The sequence below is a fragment of the Fusibacter sp. A1 genome, assembly GCF_004125825.1.
Classification (GTDB): Bacteria; Bacillota; Clostridia; order Peptostreptococcales; family Acidaminobacteraceae; genus QQWI01.
This window is the reverse complement of sequence record NZ_QQWI01000013.1, coordinates 78,407-97,178: the sequence shown is the minus strand read 5'-3', so window position 1 is coordinate 97,178 and position 18,772 is coordinate 78,407. Positions and strand designations below refer to the sequence as shown.

The window sequence follows — 18,772 nt, the reverse complement described above, 5'->3', positions numbered from 1 at the left end:
TGGCACTTGTACTAGATGGATTGGGGGTTAAATGACCCTTTTCATGATGAGATAATAACAGGAGTTCCTTATTTGGTCATAAGAAAACCCCTGTTTTCTAATAAACAGGGGTTTGTCAACAATCTCAAGGACGCATTCACTTGCGTCCTTTTTGATGTATCATGTCTTTTTCAGTGCCTTATCAAGCGTCTTCAGATCCTTGTACTGGATCGTTTGATTGGACAGGTCGGATATCAGCTGCTCGACACCCTTTTGGTGTCTGGTATCGGATTCTTTAAGCAGATCGGCCATCATGAGCATTTCTTTGGCGCTGTATTTTCTTCCGATAACGAAGCTGTGCATCTTATGTCTGTGGAGGAGCGTAGCCGAGAGGATTGTGATACTGGTCATGAAAATCCAGAAAGCGGCTACTCCCTTATACCATTCCTCTATGGTCATTCTAGAAGGGTTGGGTGTCGCAAAGTGCTCCTGAACATAATTTGTCGCAAGCATCAAAAGGACGATGGCGACTACACAGAAGAGAAAGAAGGTGAGAATTCCCTTAAGTCCAAGAATTCTTGTATAGTCTTCCCTGTCCGGTGCTAAGGGATTGAACAGTTTTTTAAAGTGGTTGTCTCTTTGCTTATCCATCACGTACCTCCATCGCGTACCGCTTCAGTAGTTTTATTATGGTTTAAGTATAGTGAATCGATTAGCTGTCGTGCGAAAAAAGGCATGAAACTGTCAAATGACGACTTGAAAATCCCAAATGAAAAATGGCAAACGGTTTCCATCTTGCATTTTTCTGAATTTTTGGAATAATGGTAGCAGAACGTAAAGGGGGAACTGAAAATGAAACGATTCGGACTGTGTGGCAAATGTATTAAAAGCTATGGTAAAACTGAAAAAGACTTGTTAAATCAATCGAAACTGGTACTCGAGAAAAGGGTTTTCGAAGTGAGTGAGAATAAGATAAAGAGCAAATATCTCAAATGCAGGGATTGCAAAACCCTTAAGGCGGCAAGACTCGGCTTTAAGGAATTTAAGGCTGAGACACCTTCACAGGTGTCTGAACTTCTGTCCCAGCTGGCTTTAGAAAAGGATCAGCCGCCAAGAAGAGTCGAAGAGGTGGCCGGTTGGCTGAAAAGAGAAAGCGTCACGATTGAAACCCAAGGGCTCGACTACTGGATCGACGAGGGCGTACTGTACTTTAGGGCCACAGACGGAAGCTGTGAAATCAAATTGAATGACCAAAGCTACGACGCGTATTCACTTTATTCTCTACTGAGTTGATAAAAGTTATAAACTGTTCATACTCTATTCAAAGTTCATTAGTATACTCTACCTATGGCAAACAATGAAAGAGGCGATAGGATGAGTAAGAATTTTGGAAAACTGGTATTGCTGTTTACAGTGGTACCCTTTATAGAGTTATTCCTGCTGCTTAAGCTCGCAGAGGTCACATCATCTGGATTCACATTCGGTGTGATCATCCTGACAGGTCTGTTGGGCGCGTTTTTCGCAAGGCAGCAAGGGAAGAAAGTGATCGACAGTCTACAAAAAGAAATGAACCTGGGCAGGCTGCCCGGTGACAACCTGATACATGGTCTATGCGTGCTTATCGGTGGAGTCTTACTGCTCACCCCGGGCCTTTTGACAGACTTTTCGGGGTTTATGCTCCTGATTCCAGGAACAAGGCATATGATAGTAAAAGTGTTAAAACAACAATTTTCGGGTATTGTACAAAAGCAGGCTGTTCACATTTATAGTCAGAACGTTCACATCGAACCGGACTATCAACCATGGGATGAACAGTAAGGCCCGGAAAACACAAAAAAAATGGGCTGAAGTCAGACGACTTCAGCCATTTATTTATACTGGGAGAGTATAACGCATGATTCTGGAAGAGTGCCCAGGCGAATGGGTGTTTTCTCTATCCATATTTATAGTTTAGATTATAATCCCTAGTAAGTCAATAGGGTATAACAAATAAATGAAAATAATTATCAATTAAGCGACAAGGAGAACAATATGTCAGCTCATTATTCACCGATTTATGGAGGTTCGCTCACAAATCACCTGCCGATGTATGAGTGGGCGCTTAAACAACTGAACACGCCTGTCGACCTGATAGCAAAGAGGTCAGAGGCATATCTTAAAGCCACCGGGGTGGTGGACCTTGATTCCGTCTATACTAAGCCCAACGATCTTGAGCAGCACTACCTCAATCGGGTCAACCACTACAGGATGACGATTGCGGAAAAGGGGTTTGAACACGCCGTCAGGTGGTTTATCAAAGACCGCAGACATGAAATGGCTTCCGCCCTTTTTCATGGACTGATTCGACTGGCCTATGCCGTGGAATCCGGCTCGGTGGAAAATCTCGCTAGGGCCATGGCCTATTTTGAAGCCGTGAGCACCGAGATCCATCTTTTGGCAAAACCAGTAGCTCTTTCGTCTGCAAAGGAAGCATGGATAAGGCTTATGCAGAAGCGTCTTCTTACCAAACTGACCTTTGAGGATGGGGCTACGATGTCAAAAGTCAAAGTGATCATGCATAATGCACATCTGATGAGCGACCTTACGAAGCTTGAACGGGACCAAAACATGGAAGCTGTGATACTCAGCATCATCACCGAATGGTATCTGATGACCGAGGATTTTTACGTGCTTCATGTGAATACAGGTTTTCAGGCACTAGTCACACTGCGCGCCTACATCGAAGATATCGAGGAATGGTTCATCGAGTTCCATGTGCTCGCCCAAGTCTTCAGCCTGATCGGCCATAGGCACCATCAGGTCAAAGAGCTTGAAGAGACGACATGGAAGGTGATGCTTGAAGAGGTATCCGAACTTGAGGAGGTCCATGATGTGAAGTTGTTTTACAGCATGTACACCCTTGCAAGACATTTCAACGAACCCAATTTAAAAAAAATCGCCAGATTGCTACTGGATAGAAAAAAAAAGCCAAGTGAATAAAAAGGACAATGCAGCCGGTTTGCCAGGCTGTATTTTTTTATTTAATCACATAACGTGATAATATATCACGTTATGTGATTAAAGTGTGATGTATTGGGTATGAATCGACTAGAGGTGATGAGATGAAACAATTTGCAAATCAATTGAAACATTATAGAAAACGACAAGGGATGAGTCAGAAATCGCTCGCCAAGGCGCTTGGAGTCGGACAGACCACCATCGCCAACTATGAAACGGGTCTTAGGACACCTCATACCCAGTTGTTGACCAAGCTGGCGACGGTGTTAGGGGTCAGCATAGATGATCTGATGGGTCGTATGGCACATGAAGAAAACCACTTGTCTGGTCCTGAAACACCAGATCTTGAACGCCTTGAAGAAGAACTGCTGCATGTGCTCTTAAAAGGAGACACAAATGAGGTGACCCGGCACCTGAGGCATATTTTAGACTTGCATCTTCCGCTGTCAAGCCTTTACGAAGAAGTGCTTGCCCCATGCCTGTTCAAAGTAGGCGATTTGTGGGAGTCCGGCCAAATAGACGTGTTCACAGAGCACTACATCAGTTATACGGCTGAAACCTTTATCGGCCATCTGATGCAGAGCCGCCCTAGCCATATGGGATCTACAGGAAAGTTCATGGGACTTGCGATAGAAGGCGAGATGCATGTCATCGGAATAAAGATGTTAAGCCATCTGATGACCGACAGGGGCTGGCAGACTTATTTTTTAGGTAACAACCTATCCAATGGCTTGGCCCTTAAGGCGCTTGTACATCAAATACCCGATGTTGTAGGCATAAGCTGCACAAGTACTGGCCATCTGGCTAAAGTAAGGGATCTGATTGAGGCTATCAAGAGGGAAGAGGTGCTAAGGGGCACTAAGATTATCGTAGGAGGACAGGCTTTCTGTGGAGAAAACGACCTTTGGAAATCGCTCGGTGCGGATGCTTACGGAAGCGACCTCAATCAGAGTGTAAGTAAAATCGAAGCACTTATCAACCGAAACGAGGTGAATCATGAGTAAGAAGGAGACAAGAAGAGGCGAAGAGAGCCGGTTGACATTTCTCGGCCGGATCGCCAGCTATTTCATAAACACCCCTCAAATGACCATACTGACCCTATTGATAATGATCACACTTGGTTCTGTGAGTTTATTCATATTGCCGAAAGAGTCGCTACCTGAAATAGTATTTCCCACTCTGACGGTTCAAAGCCTTTATCCGGGAGCCAGTGCGCTGGATGTGGAGCAGCTTGTGACAGACCCTATAGAAATCAAGCTATCCGGTCTTGATGACCTTGAAGATATGGTCTCGGAGTCATCGGCAGGAGTATCCTTTATCACGATGACTTTTCTGGAATCGGTAGATATTCAAAAAAAGGAACTGGAAGTGGACAGCCTGCTTTCCGAGGTGGTACTGCCGGCTGGACTTGATACGCCTAATGCGAGCATTTTCAAAACAAGCGAACTGCCGCTGCTTACCTTCAGTGTGACAGGCGGCTATAGCCTGGCGACCTTGACAGAGATTGGCGAGGATATCAGATCCAGCATCGAAAGCATAGGAGCTGTAGATGAAGTAGGCATTTCAGGCGGAACTAGCAGAGAGATTCAAGTTTCACTTGATTGGGCTAAGATTTACGCCCTGGATCTGACCGTCGACGATGTGAAAAATGCCCTTCAGGCGCAAAATATCAGCTTGCCTGTGGGTGAGGAGGTCATCGGCGATCTGACCACCTCGCTTAGTATCGACAGCAGGTTTGAGACGGTCGAACAGATCGGTGAGACCTTGATTGTGGGTTCAAAAGGACAAAATGTATTTCTTGACGAGATCGCAGTGATTAAGGATACGACAAGTGACATTAAGAGACTCAACAGAACCTATTACTTAGACAATCCCAAGGGATCGGAGATTTCAATTTACGGTACGGTCTTAAGAAAAAAAGGTGCCGATGTGCTGGCGACAAGCGCAAAAGTCAAAGCCTTGATAGCAAACGGAAAAGGAACAGTCTATCCGCCGGATGTTGAAGTGGGGATCGTCTATGACAATGCCCGAAACGTTTCGCGCGATCTCAGCAATATCCAGGTAAGCGCGGTTTCAGGCCTGCTTGTGGTGGTGCTCGTGCTCTTTCTATTCATCGGGCTTAAGGAATCCTTTATCGTGTCGATTACGATACCCCTTTCTCTGATGACAGCCATAGGACTGCTTGGTAATTTCGGTATTTCACTGAACACATTCGCGATACTAGGACTGATCGTCTCTCTAGGGCTTCTTGTAGACAATTCGATTATCGTGATGGAAAACATGGACAGGCTAAGCCGTATGGGATACACGCCGATGAGGGCCGCCCTTGAAGGCACAAACCAGGTATCCATGCCGATTCTGGCATCGACACTCACCACGGTGGCGGCATTCTTACCCCTTGCCATACTGCCTGGAATTCTAGGATCTTTTGTCAACACCATTCCAAGAACCATCATTCTGGCGCTTGTATCCTCACTGGTCATTTCAATCACAGTGACCCCATCCATCTATGCGCTGGTCATGTCCAGGATGAAAAGAAGGATTTACAGCAGCAGACGAAGAAGGTTTAACAGGATTGTAGGGCTTGGATTTGTCATATTGATCAGTTATGCGGCATTTTATGATTCCGAGGCGGCCTGGTGGTTGCCTATCGCTGGAATGATTTTTTTTACTTCTTTAATGATAATGAAAATCTTTCTACTTAAGGATAAATCGATTGATGAGAGCAAATTGGTCAGACGTTATGAGCTGCTGCTCAAGAGCCTGTTAGAAAAAACATGGAGACAGGTACTGGTATTGGCACTCGGACTTTTCGTTTTAATCTCGAGCATCTCCCTGATTCCCTTGGGGCTTCTAAAGGTGAACTTCTTTCCTCAAAACGAACCGACAAGCTTGACGATTAAAATCGACACTCCCAGTGGAACGACACTGGAGGGCACGCTCGAGATCGTCGAACAGGTCGAATCGATTCTTGAGTCGGATAGCGCTATCGCCGTATTCAACTCTAACGTCGGAGGACAAGTCGCAGATTATGCGGTGATCGATGCGACCATGAGCGACAAATCGGGTAGGGAGGTTTCGGGTTTTGAGGTCGTATCCCGTATCGACCAGTCTATCAGAAGAATTGCGGGGGCCGAGATCACCGTATCTGGCAGCGCTGGCGGCGGACCGCCTGTCGGCAAACCTGTCGTGATCGAGCTTAACGCCCAGGACTATGAAGCGGGAAGGATGCTCGCTCAGAACTACAAGAACAAGTTGGAGCAGATCCCCGGTGTGTACAACGTTCAATTGTCTGTCACAGACGGCAAACCGGGAATAGACATCGTCGTCAACGCACCAAAGGCTGTGCAATACGGTCTAAGCGTCTCAGCTGTCGCATCACAAGTCAGAAACAGTTTGGATGGGACTATCGCCACCACGCTTAAATCGGGCCAGGAACTGATCGATGTCAGGATCGTTTCCCGGGATTCAGAGCTAGAAGGCTCTCAGAAACTTCAAGGTCTGATGATCAGGACCCCGCAGGGTGCTAGCATTCCCTTGTCACTTGTGGCGGACTTCAACTACACCCAAGGGCTGTCCTCTATCAGACATGACAATACTGTACGTGTCATCGTACTCGATGCGGATGTGCTGGAGGGCTATAATGCAGGAGATATCACAGATGAGTTTATGAAATCAATAGAGAATATAGAGAAACCCTTTGGAGTCGATTTAAAACTATCAGGTGACGCTGAGGGCATTCAAGATAGTTTCCTTAATCTGTTCAGATCGATGATTGCGGCGGTGCTGCTTGTGTTTCTGATCTTAGCGGTGCAGTTCAAATCGATCGCACAACCCTTTGCCATACTGACAACTGTTCCAATGGCGCTTGTCGGAGTATTCTTTGGGTTGGTCGTCACAGGAAACGAGTTCGGTTTCTATGCGTTTTTCGGACTGGTCTCACTAGTCGGAATCGCCGTCAACGATGCGATCGTGCTTATCGATTTTATGAATCAGTTGAGAAACGAGGGAAAAGCGCTTATCCCCTCGATCATCGAAGCGGGCAAGACGAGGTTCAACCCGGTACTTGCAACTACGATGACGACGATCGGAGGAGTGCTGCCGCTTAGCTTTAGGGAGGTCTATTATGCTCAATTCAGCTATTCGTTGGTATTCGGTCTTCTAATCACTACGGTCATGACACTTATCTTGATTCCGATCGTCTATCATCTGATTGAAAAGTCTAAGGAAAAATCCAAACAATCTGAAAAGGGAGTGGCATAAATGAAAAAAGCGATGGTTTTACTACTGATACTCGGTTTGAGCGCCGTATTTATCGCCTGCAGCAGGGCGGATGATACCGATGTCCTTAAGGAGTACGGACTACCTGTCACCGTCACCGGCTCGCAGCAGAGGAGCATCACAGATACCTTCAGAAGCCCCGGAGTTGTCGAACCCGTCGCAAGCTACGATGTGTTCCCGATTAGCTCAGGTGTAATCAAAGAACTTCTTGTCAAACCTGGAGACAGGGTCGTAAAGGGAGAGATCCTTTACATGCTGGACTCCGCTACGGCTGAAAACAATCTGAAGCTTAAGGAGTCAAGTCTAAGGACGGTTAAAAACTCGCTGACGAATCAGCTCTCGGATACGAAGGAGCAAAGAGAGAAAGTCAAACTGCTATATGACCAGGGCGCGGCTTCAAAGTCAGAGCTTGACGCACTGGACAGTCAGATCAGAGATATCGGTGTGCAGCTTGACGATGCCGTGACCGCCTATCTCAATCAAGTGGATACGCTAAAAGAGACGCTTGATGAAAGAATCGTCATCAGCCCAAGCGGTGGCGTCATCTCGGAAATCACATTCAATGCAGGTGAGAGCATAAACTTGCAGGATAGGATCAATGTAGTGGACGACAGTCAATATATCGTAGCAAGCTACCTCACCGCGGATCAGCTCAGGATGCTTGACGGGATTGAAGCGATCGCAGTCTGGCTTGATGGAAAGAAGGAACACGCTGTCGATGCGCAGGTGAAGACGACAGATAGGGTAAAAGACCCTCAAACCAATATGTATAGGATCGAGTTGTCCATCGTGGGTGCTGCCTACGAGATCTACGACGGAGAGTATGCCGAAGTCGTATTTGACACAAGCACCAGAATAGCAGATGTGCTGCCCCTAAAATCGGTGAAAAGAGTCGGTGAGGATACCTATATCTACTACATCGAAAATAAGGTTGCCAACAGGGTGGACATCACTTTGGGCAAAGTTGTGGATGAGTTCGTCGAAGTGATCGGTTTACCCACAGGCAGAATGTGGGTCGTAAAAGGATCGGATAGGGTACAAGACGGGTCTTCGGTGGAAGTTGTGGAATAGTTGTAAAGTTCAATTATAGATAACTTATCGCACTCTAGGGTATGATTTTAAGTATGACAAATCAGAAATTGGGTGTATAATAAGTAGTACTAAAAAAAAGCGTGCTGTAAGGCGCGCGAAGGGAGAACGCATATGTCTGAAAAAACAATGGAAATGATGAAGAAATTGCTCGAAAAGAAAAAAGCCGCTAACGCGACAAAGACGAGCCACGTACCTGCAAAAAAATTAGGTCACGGTAGCAGTGCTAAGAAGAATCAGAAACCAGGTGGTTCTAACAATAAAGTATAAACTAAAAGAAGCCGAAAGGCTTTTTTTTTCGTAGTGGAGGGGTGAAGAGAGGACAATATTTAAAACCACACTAAGGGGAATGTACATGCAAACCTTTATTGATCTAATCTACATCTCAGTAATCATTCACTTTTAATCGTTTGACCTTATTTTTAAGGCGCTTCGCTTCAGAAGCAAGGCAAACATTACTCACATAACCAATCATTTCTTGCATTTGAAGCGAAGCGCCTTAAAGTACATGTTCAGATGAAAATTTAGCATTGGTATCAAATCATCAAGAATCGTGTAAAAAAAGAGTTGTATCAAAAATAACCTTAGTGTGGTTTTACAAATAAGTCTCTAAATCTTTTCGGGTTTTACCTGGGTCAGTATGGCGCCACCTATGATGAATAGGATGATCAGGCTGACCACGCCGTAGTTGGATTTGCCCGTGATCAGCGTGACGACAGCGATTAGGGCGGGACCCATGATCGCGGCGAATTTGCCGAAGATGTTGTAGAATCCGAAGAATTCGTTGGCGTTCTCTTTTGGAATGAGCTTCGCGAAGTAGGACCTGCTTAGGGCCTGAATTCCGCCTTGGAAGAGTCCGACAGCCATTGCGAGCATCCAGAAGTCCAGGGTCGTCTTCATGAAGTAGGCGTAGATGCAAATGCCTGTATAGGCCGTGATTGCCACATAAAGCATGGTTTTTCCTTTAAACCTGTCAGCAAGTCGACCGAACATGAGTGCCGACGGGAATGCCACAAACTGGGTTGCAAGGAGTATGATCAGCAGATTGTTGGAGCTGACGCCTAGGTCGGAACCATAGGATGTGGCCATCTTGATGATCGTATCCACACCGTCGATATAAAAGAAGTAGGCCAATAGGAACAGAAAGGCCGGCTTATAGGCTTTGATGTTGATAAAGGTCCTGCCGAGTCGTTTGAAGCTGTTCTTGATAATATGGGATTCCCTAGGTATGCCATAAACCTGTTTCACGTTTTTGGCCATGGGCAAACTAAAGGCCAGCCACCAGACAGCCGTGATTGCAAATGCGATTTTTGGTGTCGTATATCCTCCAAAAGGAAGAATGCCTTGCTGAGAAAGTAGGATGATGGCCATTGCGAGGATGAAGGGAATGGTGCTGCCGATGTAGCCGAGCGCGTATCCTGTGGTGGAGACCCTGTCCATCCTCTCGTCTGTCGTGACATCCACAAGAAACGCATCATAAAAGATATTACCGCCCGAGAATCCGATCGCGGTGATCATGTAGACGATCAGCATGATCGGCCACTGGGTCTCTGGGATGAGTCCCAAAATGAAACAGGCTGTGAGTCCTGTCGCTAAGAACATCATGAAGAACCGTTTCTTATATCCGTAGTAGTCAGCGATAGTACCTAAAATTGGTGCCAGAAGTGCGATAAGCAGCGAGGTGAAGCTGTTTGCGAATCCCCAGTATGCGGTCGATTCGGCTGCTGTGACACCCATGTCGGCTACTGCCGCTTTAAAGTAAAGTGGAAAGACGGCGGTTGTGACTGTCATCGTGTAGGCCGAATTGGCCCAGTCGTACAGCGCCCAACTCTTTTCGAGTTTAGTTAGTTTCATGTGGTTCCTCCTGTAAAAGCAGCTGGTGCTTGGTATGCCCGTCTACATCCGCTAGGTCAAAATCCAGCAGCTGGGCGAGCGTCGGTGCGATGTCGATAAGAGACATGACGCCCAAATCGATCCCTGGGACAATGCCGGGTCCTTTAACATAAAAACAAGTCTTATAGTCTGTAAGCTCAGGAGAAAATCCGTGTACTGCGGTGTTTTTCCTACCTGCATAATAGGGAATCTGATCGATCGGTCCTATGAAGGGTTCAATGAAGTCATCGACAAAATGATAGGGAGCGATCGCTTCAAGCATCATGAAGGCTTGAGGGTCCGCGCCCAGATCGGTGATGACCGGCTGGGTATGTATGGTGAAGAGGCCTGGATGTTCTATTAAGAGCTTGCTTACCTGTGACTCGAGTTCGTGGGCCCTGTCTGGATCGAACAGGTAGAGATAAGAGGAGCCGTCACAGGACTTAGCGAAGGCGTCAACGTTTGTAAACGGATTTACAGCCTTTGAACCGACTGGATCATAAGTCAAGAATCCGATTTGCTTCAACCAGCTGTTCATACTGATGCCGTGGCTGACATCTATCGAGCCGTGATCTCCCAGGACCACCATGTAGCAGTCGTTGTATTTTTCGTAAGCCGAAATGGCATCGAGGATCTCGCTTAGCCTATGGTCGTGACGTAGCAGGGCATCTTTTGCCTCTTCGCTGTCGTGTCCGTGATGATGCCTGATGCTGTCGAGGTCTGTCAGGTGCACAAGCATCATGTCAGGCTGGTGGTCGTGTATGGTATCGAGCGTCACTGCCGTTGTGAAGTGGTCAAGATGCGGTTGGGATTTCCCTTTTCGCAGGGCGAAGTGCTTTTTCACCATCTTCATCTGAAAGCCAGGCGTACCCGCATACAAAGAAACCATCAGCTGGGAAGTCCATTTGCGGTTGCTGAAGATTTCTGGCATGTTGAAATCGATCTTGGACCTTCCTGTCGTCGGCCAAAGCAGGGCAGCGACGCTATAGCCCTTTGCGATTGCAAGGTCGTAAAGGGTTGGTACTTTGATATCCTTCTGGTACCAGTACCAATCGGGATCTTTAAATCGTTTTGGCTGAACTTTGGTGTTGTCTACGATACCGTGTCTGCTTGGAAGACAGCCTGTGATGATACTCGCATGTGCCGCGTAGGTGACTGATGGATAAATGCTTTTCACCTGGTCAGAACCCGATGCTTCCGCTAAAAATCGTCTGAAGCCAGGCTGCGTTTTTAAAAAAGCGATGTCTTTCGTATCCATACCGTCAAAAGATAGGATGATAAGCGGTCTTTTCATAGTGTCCCCCTTAGTCTATTTGTAGTACCATCATATCAAAAAAAAAGACCTAGAGGATAGCAGTGAATAAATTAATCTAAGAACAAAAGACTATTTCAAAACCACACTAAGGATTTATCGGATACAACTCTCTATTACATGTTGACCCTTCGTTTTATGCAAAGTGATAATTTTCATTTGACATGTTTTTTTAAGGCGCTTCGCTCTAAATTCAAGAAATGCCTGGTTAAGTGAGTAATGTTTGCCTTGATTTTGAAGCGCAGCGCCTTAAGAATAGGTGCTGGATAGTAAAACAGCGAAACTTACTCGAACCGATATGAGTTACAAAGTATTGCATAACAAAAACCTTAGTGTGGTTTTGAAATAATCAAAAAGGACCCGTTTAAGGGTCCTTCAGTGCTTAGATCAGTTTTTCCATGATTTCGTTGCTTCGTTTGATGAATTCGCTCATCTGATCAGGGCTTAGCGGTTTGTGGCTTAGTACCGCCAGGTCGTAAAGCTGATGGGCGACCAGCTCTGCAGTGTCGTTCGAATCATACATATGCTCAAGCGTGTATTTGACAAGCTTATGGTTTTTGTTCAACACGAGAGTCTCTTCGTTTGGAAGATTCATGCCCATACCGCCCATGTTGTACATCTTCATCATGTCCTGCATTCTTCTGCTGCCCTCTGAAAGGGTGATCATACTTGCTACATCCTTAGTCTTAAGCGCCTTTAGCTCAATTTTGACGTTTTCTTTGTTCAAGACTTTCTTAAAGAGTCCGGAAAGCGTCTCGATCATCGATTTTTGAGCGTCCTCATCCACGTGTTCCTCGTTTTCGGTCAGAAGCTCGGATAAATCGTCATCCACCCGTTTGAAGCTCACACCTTCTGTCTTTGATTCGATGAAGTTGATAAAGGCCTGGTCGATACGTTCTGGCATCTCAAGGGCTTCGATACCATGTTCTTGAAGCATTTTCACGTACTGGGCCTGCTGTACAGGGTCTGTCACGTAGTATACGTCGTTTTCAAAGTGTTCTTTCATCGCTTCTCTGTACTCAGGCAGCGTCACAAACTTTTGTTCTGTAGAATTGTAAAGGATGCTGTCCTTGACCCTGTCGTAGAATTTGTCGTCCTTAAGCGCGCCGAATTTTACAAACGGATTGATGTCTGTCCAGAACTTCTCGTAGTTCTCACGGTCTGTCTTGTAGAGGCCGTTGAGCTTGTCGCCTACCTTTTTAGTGATGTAATCGGAGATTTTCTTCACAAAACCATCGTTTTGCAGGAAACTTCTCGAAACATTGAGCGGCAGGTCAGGACAGTCGATGACGCCCTTTAGCAGAAGCAGGAACTCGGGGATGACTTCTTTTATGTTGTCCGCCACGTAAACCTGTGAATTGTAAAGTTTGATCTGGCCTTCCATCCCCTCGAATTCGGAATTGATTTTAGGGAAGTAGAGGATACCCTTTAAGTTGAAGGGGTAGTCCATGTTGAGGTGGATCCAGAACAGCGGTTCCTTGAAATCCATGAAGGTCTTTCTGTAAAACTCTTTGTATTCCTCGTCTGTCACACTTGAAGGTTGACGGACATACAGGGGAGTCGTCTCATTGATCGGTTCGATGACCACGGGCTCGTCTGATGAAGCTTCGTCGTTTTCCCCTGCAGGTGCTTGAGGCGCTTCTTGACCTTCTGCTTCGAAGAAGATCGGGTAAGGCATGAATCCACAGTATTTTTCAAGTGTCGACTTTACTTTATATTCGTTTTTAAAGTCGTTGCCGTCCTCGCCTAAATGAAGCGTGATCGTCGTACCGCGTGTCGTACGTGTTCCCTCTGAAATGGAGAACTCGATGCCGCCGTCACAAGTCCAAAAAGCAGGCTCTGAACCGTCAACATAAGAGAGCGTATCGATTGTAACCGTGTGCGCCACCATGAACGAGGAATAGAAGCCAAGTCCGAAGTGACCGATGATCTGATCCTGATCTGCCTTGTCCTTGAACTTTTCGACAAACTCCTCAGCACCTGAGAAGGCGATCTGGTTGATGTACTTTTGAATCTCGTCAGCGGTCATACCGATACCGTTGTCGTTGATGACGATTGTCTTTTCCTTGTCGTTGTATGTGACGGTGATCTTGAAGTCGTCGTCACCTTTTAGGTCGGCTTCACCGAGTGAAGCGAGTCGTTTAACCTTTGTAATGGCGTCGCTCGCATTGGATACGAGTTCGCGCATGAAGATATCGTGGTCTGAGTACAGCCATTTTTTAATGATCGGAAAAATGTTTTCGCTGTGAATGGATAAATTACCTTTTACTTGAGACATAAGTCAACTTCCTTTCGTAAATAGTTCTGGATGGGCGGTGCCCTTTGTCTACTAGTGTAGTAAAGAAGTATTATTTTGTCAATATTTTTTTAGCACTCTCTCAAAGAGAGTGCTAAAAAAAGTTTATAAGGTCAAGCTTCTATGCCTTAAAGGCGCTTTTCTGCTATACTTGACATTGAGGACATATGTCCTAGATAAGTTTTGTAAAACATCCTAAACTATAGTTACGAGGTGGCACATGATCGATTGGCAATCGCGTATTCCAAAAGAACTTGAGAATGAAATACTGATTAGTGTTTATGAACCAGGTGATTTGATTCTGTCAGAAGGCGACAAGGGCGACAAGGTCTGCTTTTTGATCTCCGGACAGACAAAGATGTACATTACAAGCCTGAACGGACAGGTGCATATACAAAACATCGTTGCGGCGCCAGAAGCGTTCGGCATGATCGAACTGTTCAAAAATCTGAACAACGCGTGCACTGTCGAGGCTTACACCAAAGTCAAGGTGATGATCGTGTATAGGGACGCCTTTATGCGCTGGCTTAAGCTTGACCACGACTTTGCCCTGGACATGCTTACACGGATCTCGGACATCGCCTACAGGCAGATCGACGAGCAATCCAAGTCCATGCTGTACCCCCTGAAATACCGATTTATCAGTCAGGTCATTTCGGAATGCGACTTAAAAAAGTCGGATACGCTTGTCTTTGACAAGCAGATCATGGCTCAAAGACTAGCGACGACCGTGAGACACCTCAATAGGACAATCAACACTTGTGTTGAAAAGAAGTTGATAACTTATAGTGATGGAAAGCTTAAGGTGCTTGATTTTAAAGCGCTTAGGGCATATAAGGATGTGTAGGACATGTTATATGGATTAGTAACCTTGATCGGTATCTTTATCGCGCTGATGATTGCATTCAACGGCGCTCTCGGCGGATATCTGTCCGCTTTTGAAGTCAGTTTTATTGTTCATGTCATCGGGCTTGTGATTCTGATGGTTGTGATGGCCTTTAAAAAGGAAAAAATCAGATTTTTCGGCATACCAAAATGGTTTTACCTGACGGGTATCCTTGGAGCCTGTCTCACAGCGATCGACGCTTACGTCGTGGGAGCGATCGGTGTGACGCTTGCGGTGACGCTGTCGACGGTCGCACAGATCGTGGGTTCTGCGGGTGTGGACGCGGTTGGAATCGGACATTTGAAGAAGGTTCCTTTCAATAAGAAAAGAGCGGCTTCGCTGAGCCTTTTGATGGCCGGAGTCGGGATCATGCTGCTCGCGCAGTGGAAAGGGTGGTGATACCATGTTAGCGATAGGACTTGCGTTTTTAGGTGGACTGATCATTGTCACCTCAAAGTACATCAACCATACGGCCGCCAAGGAAATGGGGCTCTTACCCGGATCGGTGATCAACTACATCATGGGTTCGATCACAGCCCTTGTGCTCGCCCTGATATTTGTCGGAAAACTCGACGGACTCACAAGGCTTTCAGAAATTCCGTGGTACTTCTTCCTTGCAGGCGTGTTCGGCCTGGTCGCCATGATCATCTCAAACGCGACACTCAGCAGACTCCCGGTGCTGCACTCGACAACCCTGATCGTCACCTCGCAGATGATCACAGCACTTGTGATCGACTACCTGATCTTCGGCCAGTTCTCATGGGTCAAGAGCATAGGAGCTGCAGTGGTAGTGGTGGCCCTTGTATGGGACCAGAAGATTCTTAAGATGGCTAGACAGATGAATTAGTGAAAGACGCGCCGGTGGTGCGTCTTTTTTGATTTGTAGGGGTAGGCTTTATGTCTACCCGTGTTTGAGTGCATAAGAGGGCTGGCACAAGGCCAGCGACTACGCGAGGTGGGGTCGTTAGAAGCGGGTGTGGCAGATGGGGGACTCGAAGTCGAAGTCCTTGTCCAGGGATTTTAAGGTATGATGCTGATTGGTTTTTAGTTCGCCTAACTGGTAGGCGCTGTTTAGTGGAAGCGAGCCTATGATCCAGCTTGAGAAGGTGCTGCGGGTCATGTTGAGTTCGATCCTTTCCGGTACATGGGTGTTGATTGAAACCGCGTCGATCAGACCTGTGCGTTCGTCCTTGATGAAAAAGTCGAGGCCCTTGTCTGTCCTGTCAGAAACAAGGTTCATCAGCTCACGGGGATCAAGGGCATGCCACATGATTCCGACGGCGTGGTTTGCGGTCTTGTGGCTGATCAGCTGCATGACTCTCGGGTCTGATTTAAAAGTCAGGTCGTCGAGCATATGATAGTAGTAGGGATCGAATGTATGAAGCTCGACATAGTCGATCTGGTCCGCCTGGGAGTGAAGGAAACTCGAAAGCGCCATCCTTGATTCGGGCGTCGTGGTGATCATCTCTGAAACGATCAGCTTCTGATTTAAAAAGTTGTCGGGATTGGTGCCTTTTTGCTCGAACAGCATGTAGCCTGTGACAGTTCCTTCTTGCTTGACTTCGATGAGTTTTAAGTGTTTCTGCCTTGTGATCCTGTCTAGGTCGCTGAAGGTACGAGACTTCATGCCGTGCGTGTCGACATGATAGCTCTGGTAGCATTCGATGATTCCTTCGAGTGAGTCGAGACTTCCCCATGACAAAAGGGACTTGTCTCCGCGGTCTTTGAAATGGGTGGGCGGAATCTGGTAGACATCGAGCGGGCTTCCGTATCCGAAACCGAAGTTTTTATAAAACCTTGCGTTGAAGGGGTAGAGGGTGCAAAAGAGATTGCCTTCCTCCAAACTGCCCGAAAGCCATTCCTTGATTAGGAATTTCGCGACTCCTTCTTTCTTATGTATCAGGTCCACTGCTACAGAACCGATGCCGCTGGCTCTGACAGGATTTCCGTGAAAATTGAGTGTAAAATCATAAGTCATGTAGCATCCAATCATGGTATCCTTATGATAGACGCCAAATAGGAAACAGTCATCGCCGAGCAGTAGTCCCGCATAGACTTTGATCAGCTTCTCAAATTCTTCAGGTGTTCCTGAAAAAACACCTGCGTACGCACGCTGTTGAATGCGAGTGTACTCTTTCAAGTTATCCTTAGTGATCGGTTGAATTCTGTAGCTCATGATATTCCTCCCTTATGTACTTTATATACTTTTTAGGATAGCATAAAATCATGGATTTGATTTTGGAATAATCAAATAGACAAGAAATAAATAGTACCAGATAATCAGACGGAGGTATGATATGGCACAAGTGGATATGTCCAATCACTCAACTTGGTTGGAAGAACAGATCAAGCATCAGTATGAGACAAAAAAACAGACGGATTGTCGTATGGCGCTAGGTAAGTCGGTACTCAGGAGGGTGGATAGGGAACTTCCGCTTTCAAGGTACCTGGAGCTCGACGAGCATCTTTGGGATGCGGACATAACAAGCATACATAAGCTGTACAAGGAAAAGATCGCCCTTCCTGTCGAAGTGGTCCTCTATTACATCAAACGAATCTACGTGTACGAGAATGTGTTAAGCAGCGTCACTCAGGTTTTTGAAGAGGCGATCGATCAGGCGATTGAACTTGAGTCTAAGGAGTTTGATCCGGAGCTGCCTCTTTTTGGCATACCCATCCTCTTAAAGGACAACATCGCCACAGAGGGTCATCCCAATACGGCGGGGAGCGACATGCTTAGGGACGTGACAACCCTAAGGGCGTCCACTGTGGCTGAAAAGCTTAAAGAGGCGGGAGCGATTATCGTAGGAAAGACCAACCTAAGCGAGTGGGCGAATTTCATGACGTTCAACTCGTCTAACGGCTACTCGGCCCTAGGGGGCCAGACGGTCAATCCCTACGGAAGATTCGATGTGGGCGGATCCAGTGCGGGGTCTGCTGTGGCTGTTGCCGCGGGGCTGATACCTGTGAGCATCGGATCGGAGACTGCAGGTTCGCTTGTCTATCCGGCAAGTCAGAACGCTGTCGTGACGATAAAACCCACCGTGGGTCTAGTGAGCAGGGACCTTATTGTTCCAATCTCAGAAACACAGGATACGGCGGGCCCCATGGCTACGTGCGTTAAGGATGCGGCCCTAGTCCTATCCTCTATCGCGGGGGGGTGCCAACACGACCGCGCAACAGAACACGCTGTCGTGAAGGATTATGTCGGAGCGCTTGACCGTGATATAAAAGGACTTAGAATCGGGATTCTAAGCAACCAGTCAGTCAAAGAAGAATACCGGGACAATGACGAGCAGGTGATCTTAGCAGCCTGTAAGGTGTTTGAAGACCTGGGTGCTGAAGTTGTTGAAGTGGAACTCGAAGAGAAGGTATTCGCAACCAATATGCTTGATGTGCTGCTTTATGAGTTTCATAGGGATGTCAACGCGTATCTTGCGAACCCTGAGGTGGATACCGGCTTGACGCTTGAAGCGATAAGGGACTCGAACCTAAAGGATCTTGAAAATAGAGCGGCTTTCGGGCAGTCCATCATCGATAAGAGTATCGACGAGCGTATGAGTCCCAAAGCCTATGAAGAGCTTGTGGATGAAAATGTGAAGATAGCAGAGGATGCCATCGACAAGGTCAAGGAAAAGGTGGATGCGGTACTCAGCATCAGCAACTATTCCACCATAGCCTACGCGACCTGCGGTTACCCTGCGATCACTGTGCCAGCCGGTTATAGGGATAGCGGAGAACCTGTAGGGATCACCATTTTCGCAGGTCGCTACGAAGAGGATCTGCTGATCAGTCTTGGGGCGGGCTACGAAAAAGCGACAGGACATAGACGAGCGCCGGCTCTCCAATAAATAAGCAATGCCTTTCTTTTAGAGAAAGGCATTGCTTATTTTAATTGCTACAAAAAATTAATAAAATAGACAACAGAGTGATTGCAAGCATTAAGGGAGCATGCTGTTTTCAGAATAATGAGTTATTTGGTTACAGTTTGCTTACATTTGAACAAATTGTCACGACTTTATGGCAAACTGTTAAGGATAGTTCATTATACAAGGGGGCA

16 protein-coding genes are annotated in these 18,772 nt (G+C 46.6%); 11 read left to right on the top strand and 5 right to left on the bottom strand.

Annotated elements, in window-relative coordinates; translation table 11 throughout:
• Window positions 1–159: 159 nt before the first annotated feature.
• Window positions 160–630 (bottom strand): hypothetical protein, encoded by a 471-nt coding sequence (locus DWB64_RS16575; protein ID WP_129489361.1) that lies wholly within the window; start codon window positions 628–630, stop codon window positions 160–162.
• Between the two features lie 201 nt (window positions 631–831).
• Between DWB64_RS16575 and DWB64_RS16570 the strand changes: the two genes are divergently transcribed.
• The 7 genes from DWB64_RS16570 (at window position 832) to DWB64_RS19320 (ending at window position 8,616) form a co-directional block, all read left to right on the top strand.
• The gene (locus tag DWB64_RS16570; RefSeq protein ID WP_129489360.1) at window positions 832–1,272 is read left to right on the top strand and encodes a hypothetical protein; all 441 of its coding nucleotides are present in this window, start codon (window positions 832–834) and stop codon (window positions 1,270–1,272) included.
• Window positions 1,273–1,353: 81 nt separating this feature from the next.
• A complete protein-coding gene (locus DWB64_RS16565) occupies window positions 1,354–1,797 on the top strand; it encodes an FxsA family protein (protein ID WP_164980465.1) in 444 nt (147 codons plus the stop codon).
• Between the two features lie 213 nt (window positions 1,798–2,010).
• Window positions 2,011–2,958: a hypothetical protein gene (locus DWB64_RS16560; protein WP_129489358.1), complete on the top strand. Its 948-nt coding sequence runs from the start codon at window positions 2,011–2,013 to the stop codon at window positions 2,956–2,958.
• A gap of 122 nt (window positions 2,959–3,080) precedes the next feature.
• A complete protein-coding gene (locus DWB64_RS16555) occupies window positions 3,081–3,980 on the top strand; it encodes a helix-turn-helix domain-containing protein (protein WP_129489357.1) in 900 nt (299 codons plus the stop codon).
• Window positions 3,973–7,239, top strand: coding sequence for an efflux RND transporter permease subunit (locus DWB64_RS16550; RefSeq protein ID WP_129489356.1), 3,267 nt, complete (start codon window positions 3,973–3,975; stop codon window positions 7,237–7,239). Before DWB64_RS16555 ends, DWB64_RS16550 begins: the two co-directional genes overlap by 8 nt.
• On the top strand, window positions 7,240–8,328 hold the full coding sequence (locus tag DWB64_RS16545) for an efflux RND transporter periplasmic adaptor subunit (protein WP_129489355.1): 1,089 nt from the start codon (window positions 7,240–7,242) through the stop codon (window positions 8,326–8,328). It abuts the gene before it with no gap.
• A 132-nt stretch (window positions 8,329–8,460) separates the two neighbouring features.
• Window positions 8,461–8,616 carry a hypothetical protein gene (locus DWB64_RS19320; protein WP_164980464.1) on the top strand — a complete coding sequence of 52 codons (156 nt, stop codon included), beginning with the start codon at window positions 8,461–8,463 and terminating at the stop codon, window positions 8,614–8,616.
• Window positions 8,617–8,955: 339 nt separating this feature from the next.
• On the opposite strand, the gene DWB64_RS16540 is transcribed toward DWB64_RS19320, so the two are convergent.
• The 3 genes from DWB64_RS16540 to htpG form a co-directional block, all read right to left on the bottom strand.
• Complete coding sequence (locus DWB64_RS16540) at window positions 8,956–10,200, bottom strand: MFS transporter (RefSeq protein WP_129489354.1); 1,245 nt, start codon at window positions 10,198–10,200, stop codon at window positions 8,956–8,958.
• Entirely contained in the window at window positions 10,187–11,512 is a 1,326-nt protein-coding gene (locus DWB64_RS16535; protein WP_129489353.1) for an ectonucleotide pyrophosphatase/phosphodiesterase, read from the bottom strand. The genes DWB64_RS16540 and DWB64_RS16535 overlap by 14 nt, the downstream gene beginning before the upstream one ends.
• A 400-nt stretch (window positions 11,513–11,912) precedes the next feature.
• Window positions 11,913–13,808: a molecular chaperone HtpG gene (gene htpG / locus DWB64_RS16530; RefSeq protein WP_129489352.1), complete on the bottom strand. Its 1,896-nt coding sequence runs from the start codon at window positions 13,806–13,808 to the stop codon at window positions 11,913–11,915.
• Window positions 13,809–14,046: 238 nt separating this feature from the next.
• Between htpG and DWB64_RS16525 the strand changes: the two genes are divergently transcribed.
• The 3 genes from DWB64_RS16525 to DWB64_RS16515 are packed head-to-tail and all read left to right on the top strand — an operon-like array spanning window position 14,047 to window position 15,559.
• Window positions 14,047–14,673 (top strand): Crp/Fnr family transcriptional regulator, encoded by a 627-nt coding sequence (locus DWB64_RS16525; RefSeq protein WP_129489351.1) that lies wholly within the window; start codon window positions 14,047–14,049, stop codon window positions 14,671–14,673.
• 3 nt (window positions 14,674–14,676) lie between these two features.
• Window positions 14,677–15,111 (top strand): DMT family transporter, encoded by a 435-nt coding sequence (locus DWB64_RS16520; RefSeq protein WP_129489350.1) that lies wholly within the window; start codon window positions 14,677–14,679, stop codon window positions 15,109–15,111.
• 4 nt (window positions 15,112–15,115) lie between these two features.
• On the top strand, window positions 15,116–15,559 hold the full coding sequence (locus DWB64_RS16515; protein ID WP_129489349.1) for a DMT family transporter: 444 nt from the start codon (window positions 15,116–15,118) through the stop codon (window positions 15,557–15,559).
• A gap of 117 nt (window positions 15,560–15,676) precedes the next feature.
• Here the strand turns inward: DWB64_RS16515 and eis are convergent, their stop codons facing one another.
• Window positions 15,677–16,888: an enhanced intracellular survival protein Eis gene (gene eis, locus DWB64_RS16510; RefSeq protein WP_129489348.1), complete on the bottom strand. Its 1,212-nt coding sequence runs from the start codon at window positions 16,886–16,888 to the stop codon at window positions 15,677–15,679.
• A gap of 121 nt (window positions 16,889–17,009) precedes the next feature.
• Between eis and DWB64_RS16505 the strand changes: the two genes are divergently transcribed.
• Window positions 17,010–18,563 (top strand): amidase family protein, encoded by a 1,554-nt coding sequence (locus tag DWB64_RS16505; protein ID WP_129489347.1) that lies wholly within the window; start codon window positions 17,010–17,012, stop codon window positions 18,561–18,563.
• Window positions 18,564–18,772 lie beyond the last annotated feature (209 nt).

Excerpts from the sequence above, each read along its gene's own strand:
- DWB64_RS16525 (WP_129489351.1), top strand. The coding sequence starts at position 14,047 with ATGATCGATTGGCAATCGCGTATTCCAAAAGAACTTGAGAATGAAATA.
- DWB64_RS16545 (WP_129489355.1), top strand. The coding sequence starts at position 7,240 with ATGAAAAAAGCGATGGTTTTACTACTGATACTCGGTTTGAGCGCCGTA.
- DWB64_RS19320 (WP_164980464.1), top strand. The coding sequence starts at position 8,461 with ATGTCTGAAAAAACAATGGAAATGATGAAGAAATTGCTCGAAAAGAAA.
- DWB64_RS16550 (WP_129489356.1), top strand. The coding sequence starts at position 3,973 with ATGAGTAAGAAGGAGACAAGAAGAGGCGAAGAGAGCCGGTTGACATTT.
- DWB64_RS16505 (WP_129489347.1), top strand. The coding sequence starts at position 17,010 with ATGGCACAAGTGGATATGTCCAATCACTCAACTTGGTTGGAAGAACAG.
- DWB64_RS16575 (WP_129489361.1), bottom strand. The coding sequence starts at position 630 with ATGGATAAGCAAAGAGACAACCACTTTAAAAAACTGTTCAATCCCTTA.
- DWB64_RS16570 (WP_129489360.1), top strand. The coding sequence starts at position 832 with ATGAAACGATTCGGACTGTGTGGCAAATGTATTAAAAGCTATGGTAAA.
- DWB64_RS16565 (WP_164980465.1), top strand. The coding sequence starts at position 1,354 with ATGAGTAAGAATTTTGGAAAACTGGTATTGCTGTTTACAGTGGTACCC.
- DWB64_RS16535 (WP_129489353.1), bottom strand. The coding sequence starts at position 11,512 with ATGAAAAGACCGCTTATCATCCTATCTTTTGACGGTATGGATACGAAA.
- htpG (WP_129489352.1), bottom strand. The coding sequence starts at position 13,808 with ATGTCTCAAGTAAAAGGTAATTTATCCATTCACAGCGAAAACATTTTT.
- DWB64_RS16520 (WP_129489350.1), top strand. The coding sequence starts at position 14,677 with ATGTTATATGGATTAGTAACCTTGATCGGTATCTTTATCGCGCTGATG.
- DWB64_RS16540 (WP_129489354.1), bottom strand. The coding sequence starts at position 10,200 with ATGAAACTAACTAAACTCGAAAAGAGTTGGGCGCTGTACGACTGGGCC.
- DWB64_RS16515 (WP_129489349.1), top strand. The coding sequence starts at position 15,116 with ATGTTAGCGATAGGACTTGCGTTTTTAGGTGGACTGATCATTGTCACC.
- DWB64_RS16555 (WP_129489357.1), top strand. The coding sequence starts at position 3,081 with ATGAAACAATTTGCAAATCAATTGAAACATTATAGAAAACGACAAGGG.
- DWB64_RS16560 (WP_129489358.1), top strand. The coding sequence starts at position 2,011 with ATGTCAGCTCATTATTCACCGATTTATGGAGGTTCGCTCACAAATCAC.
- eis (WP_129489348.1), bottom strand. The coding sequence starts at position 16,888 with ATGAGCTACAGAATTCAACCGATCACTAAGGATAACTTGAAAGAGTAC.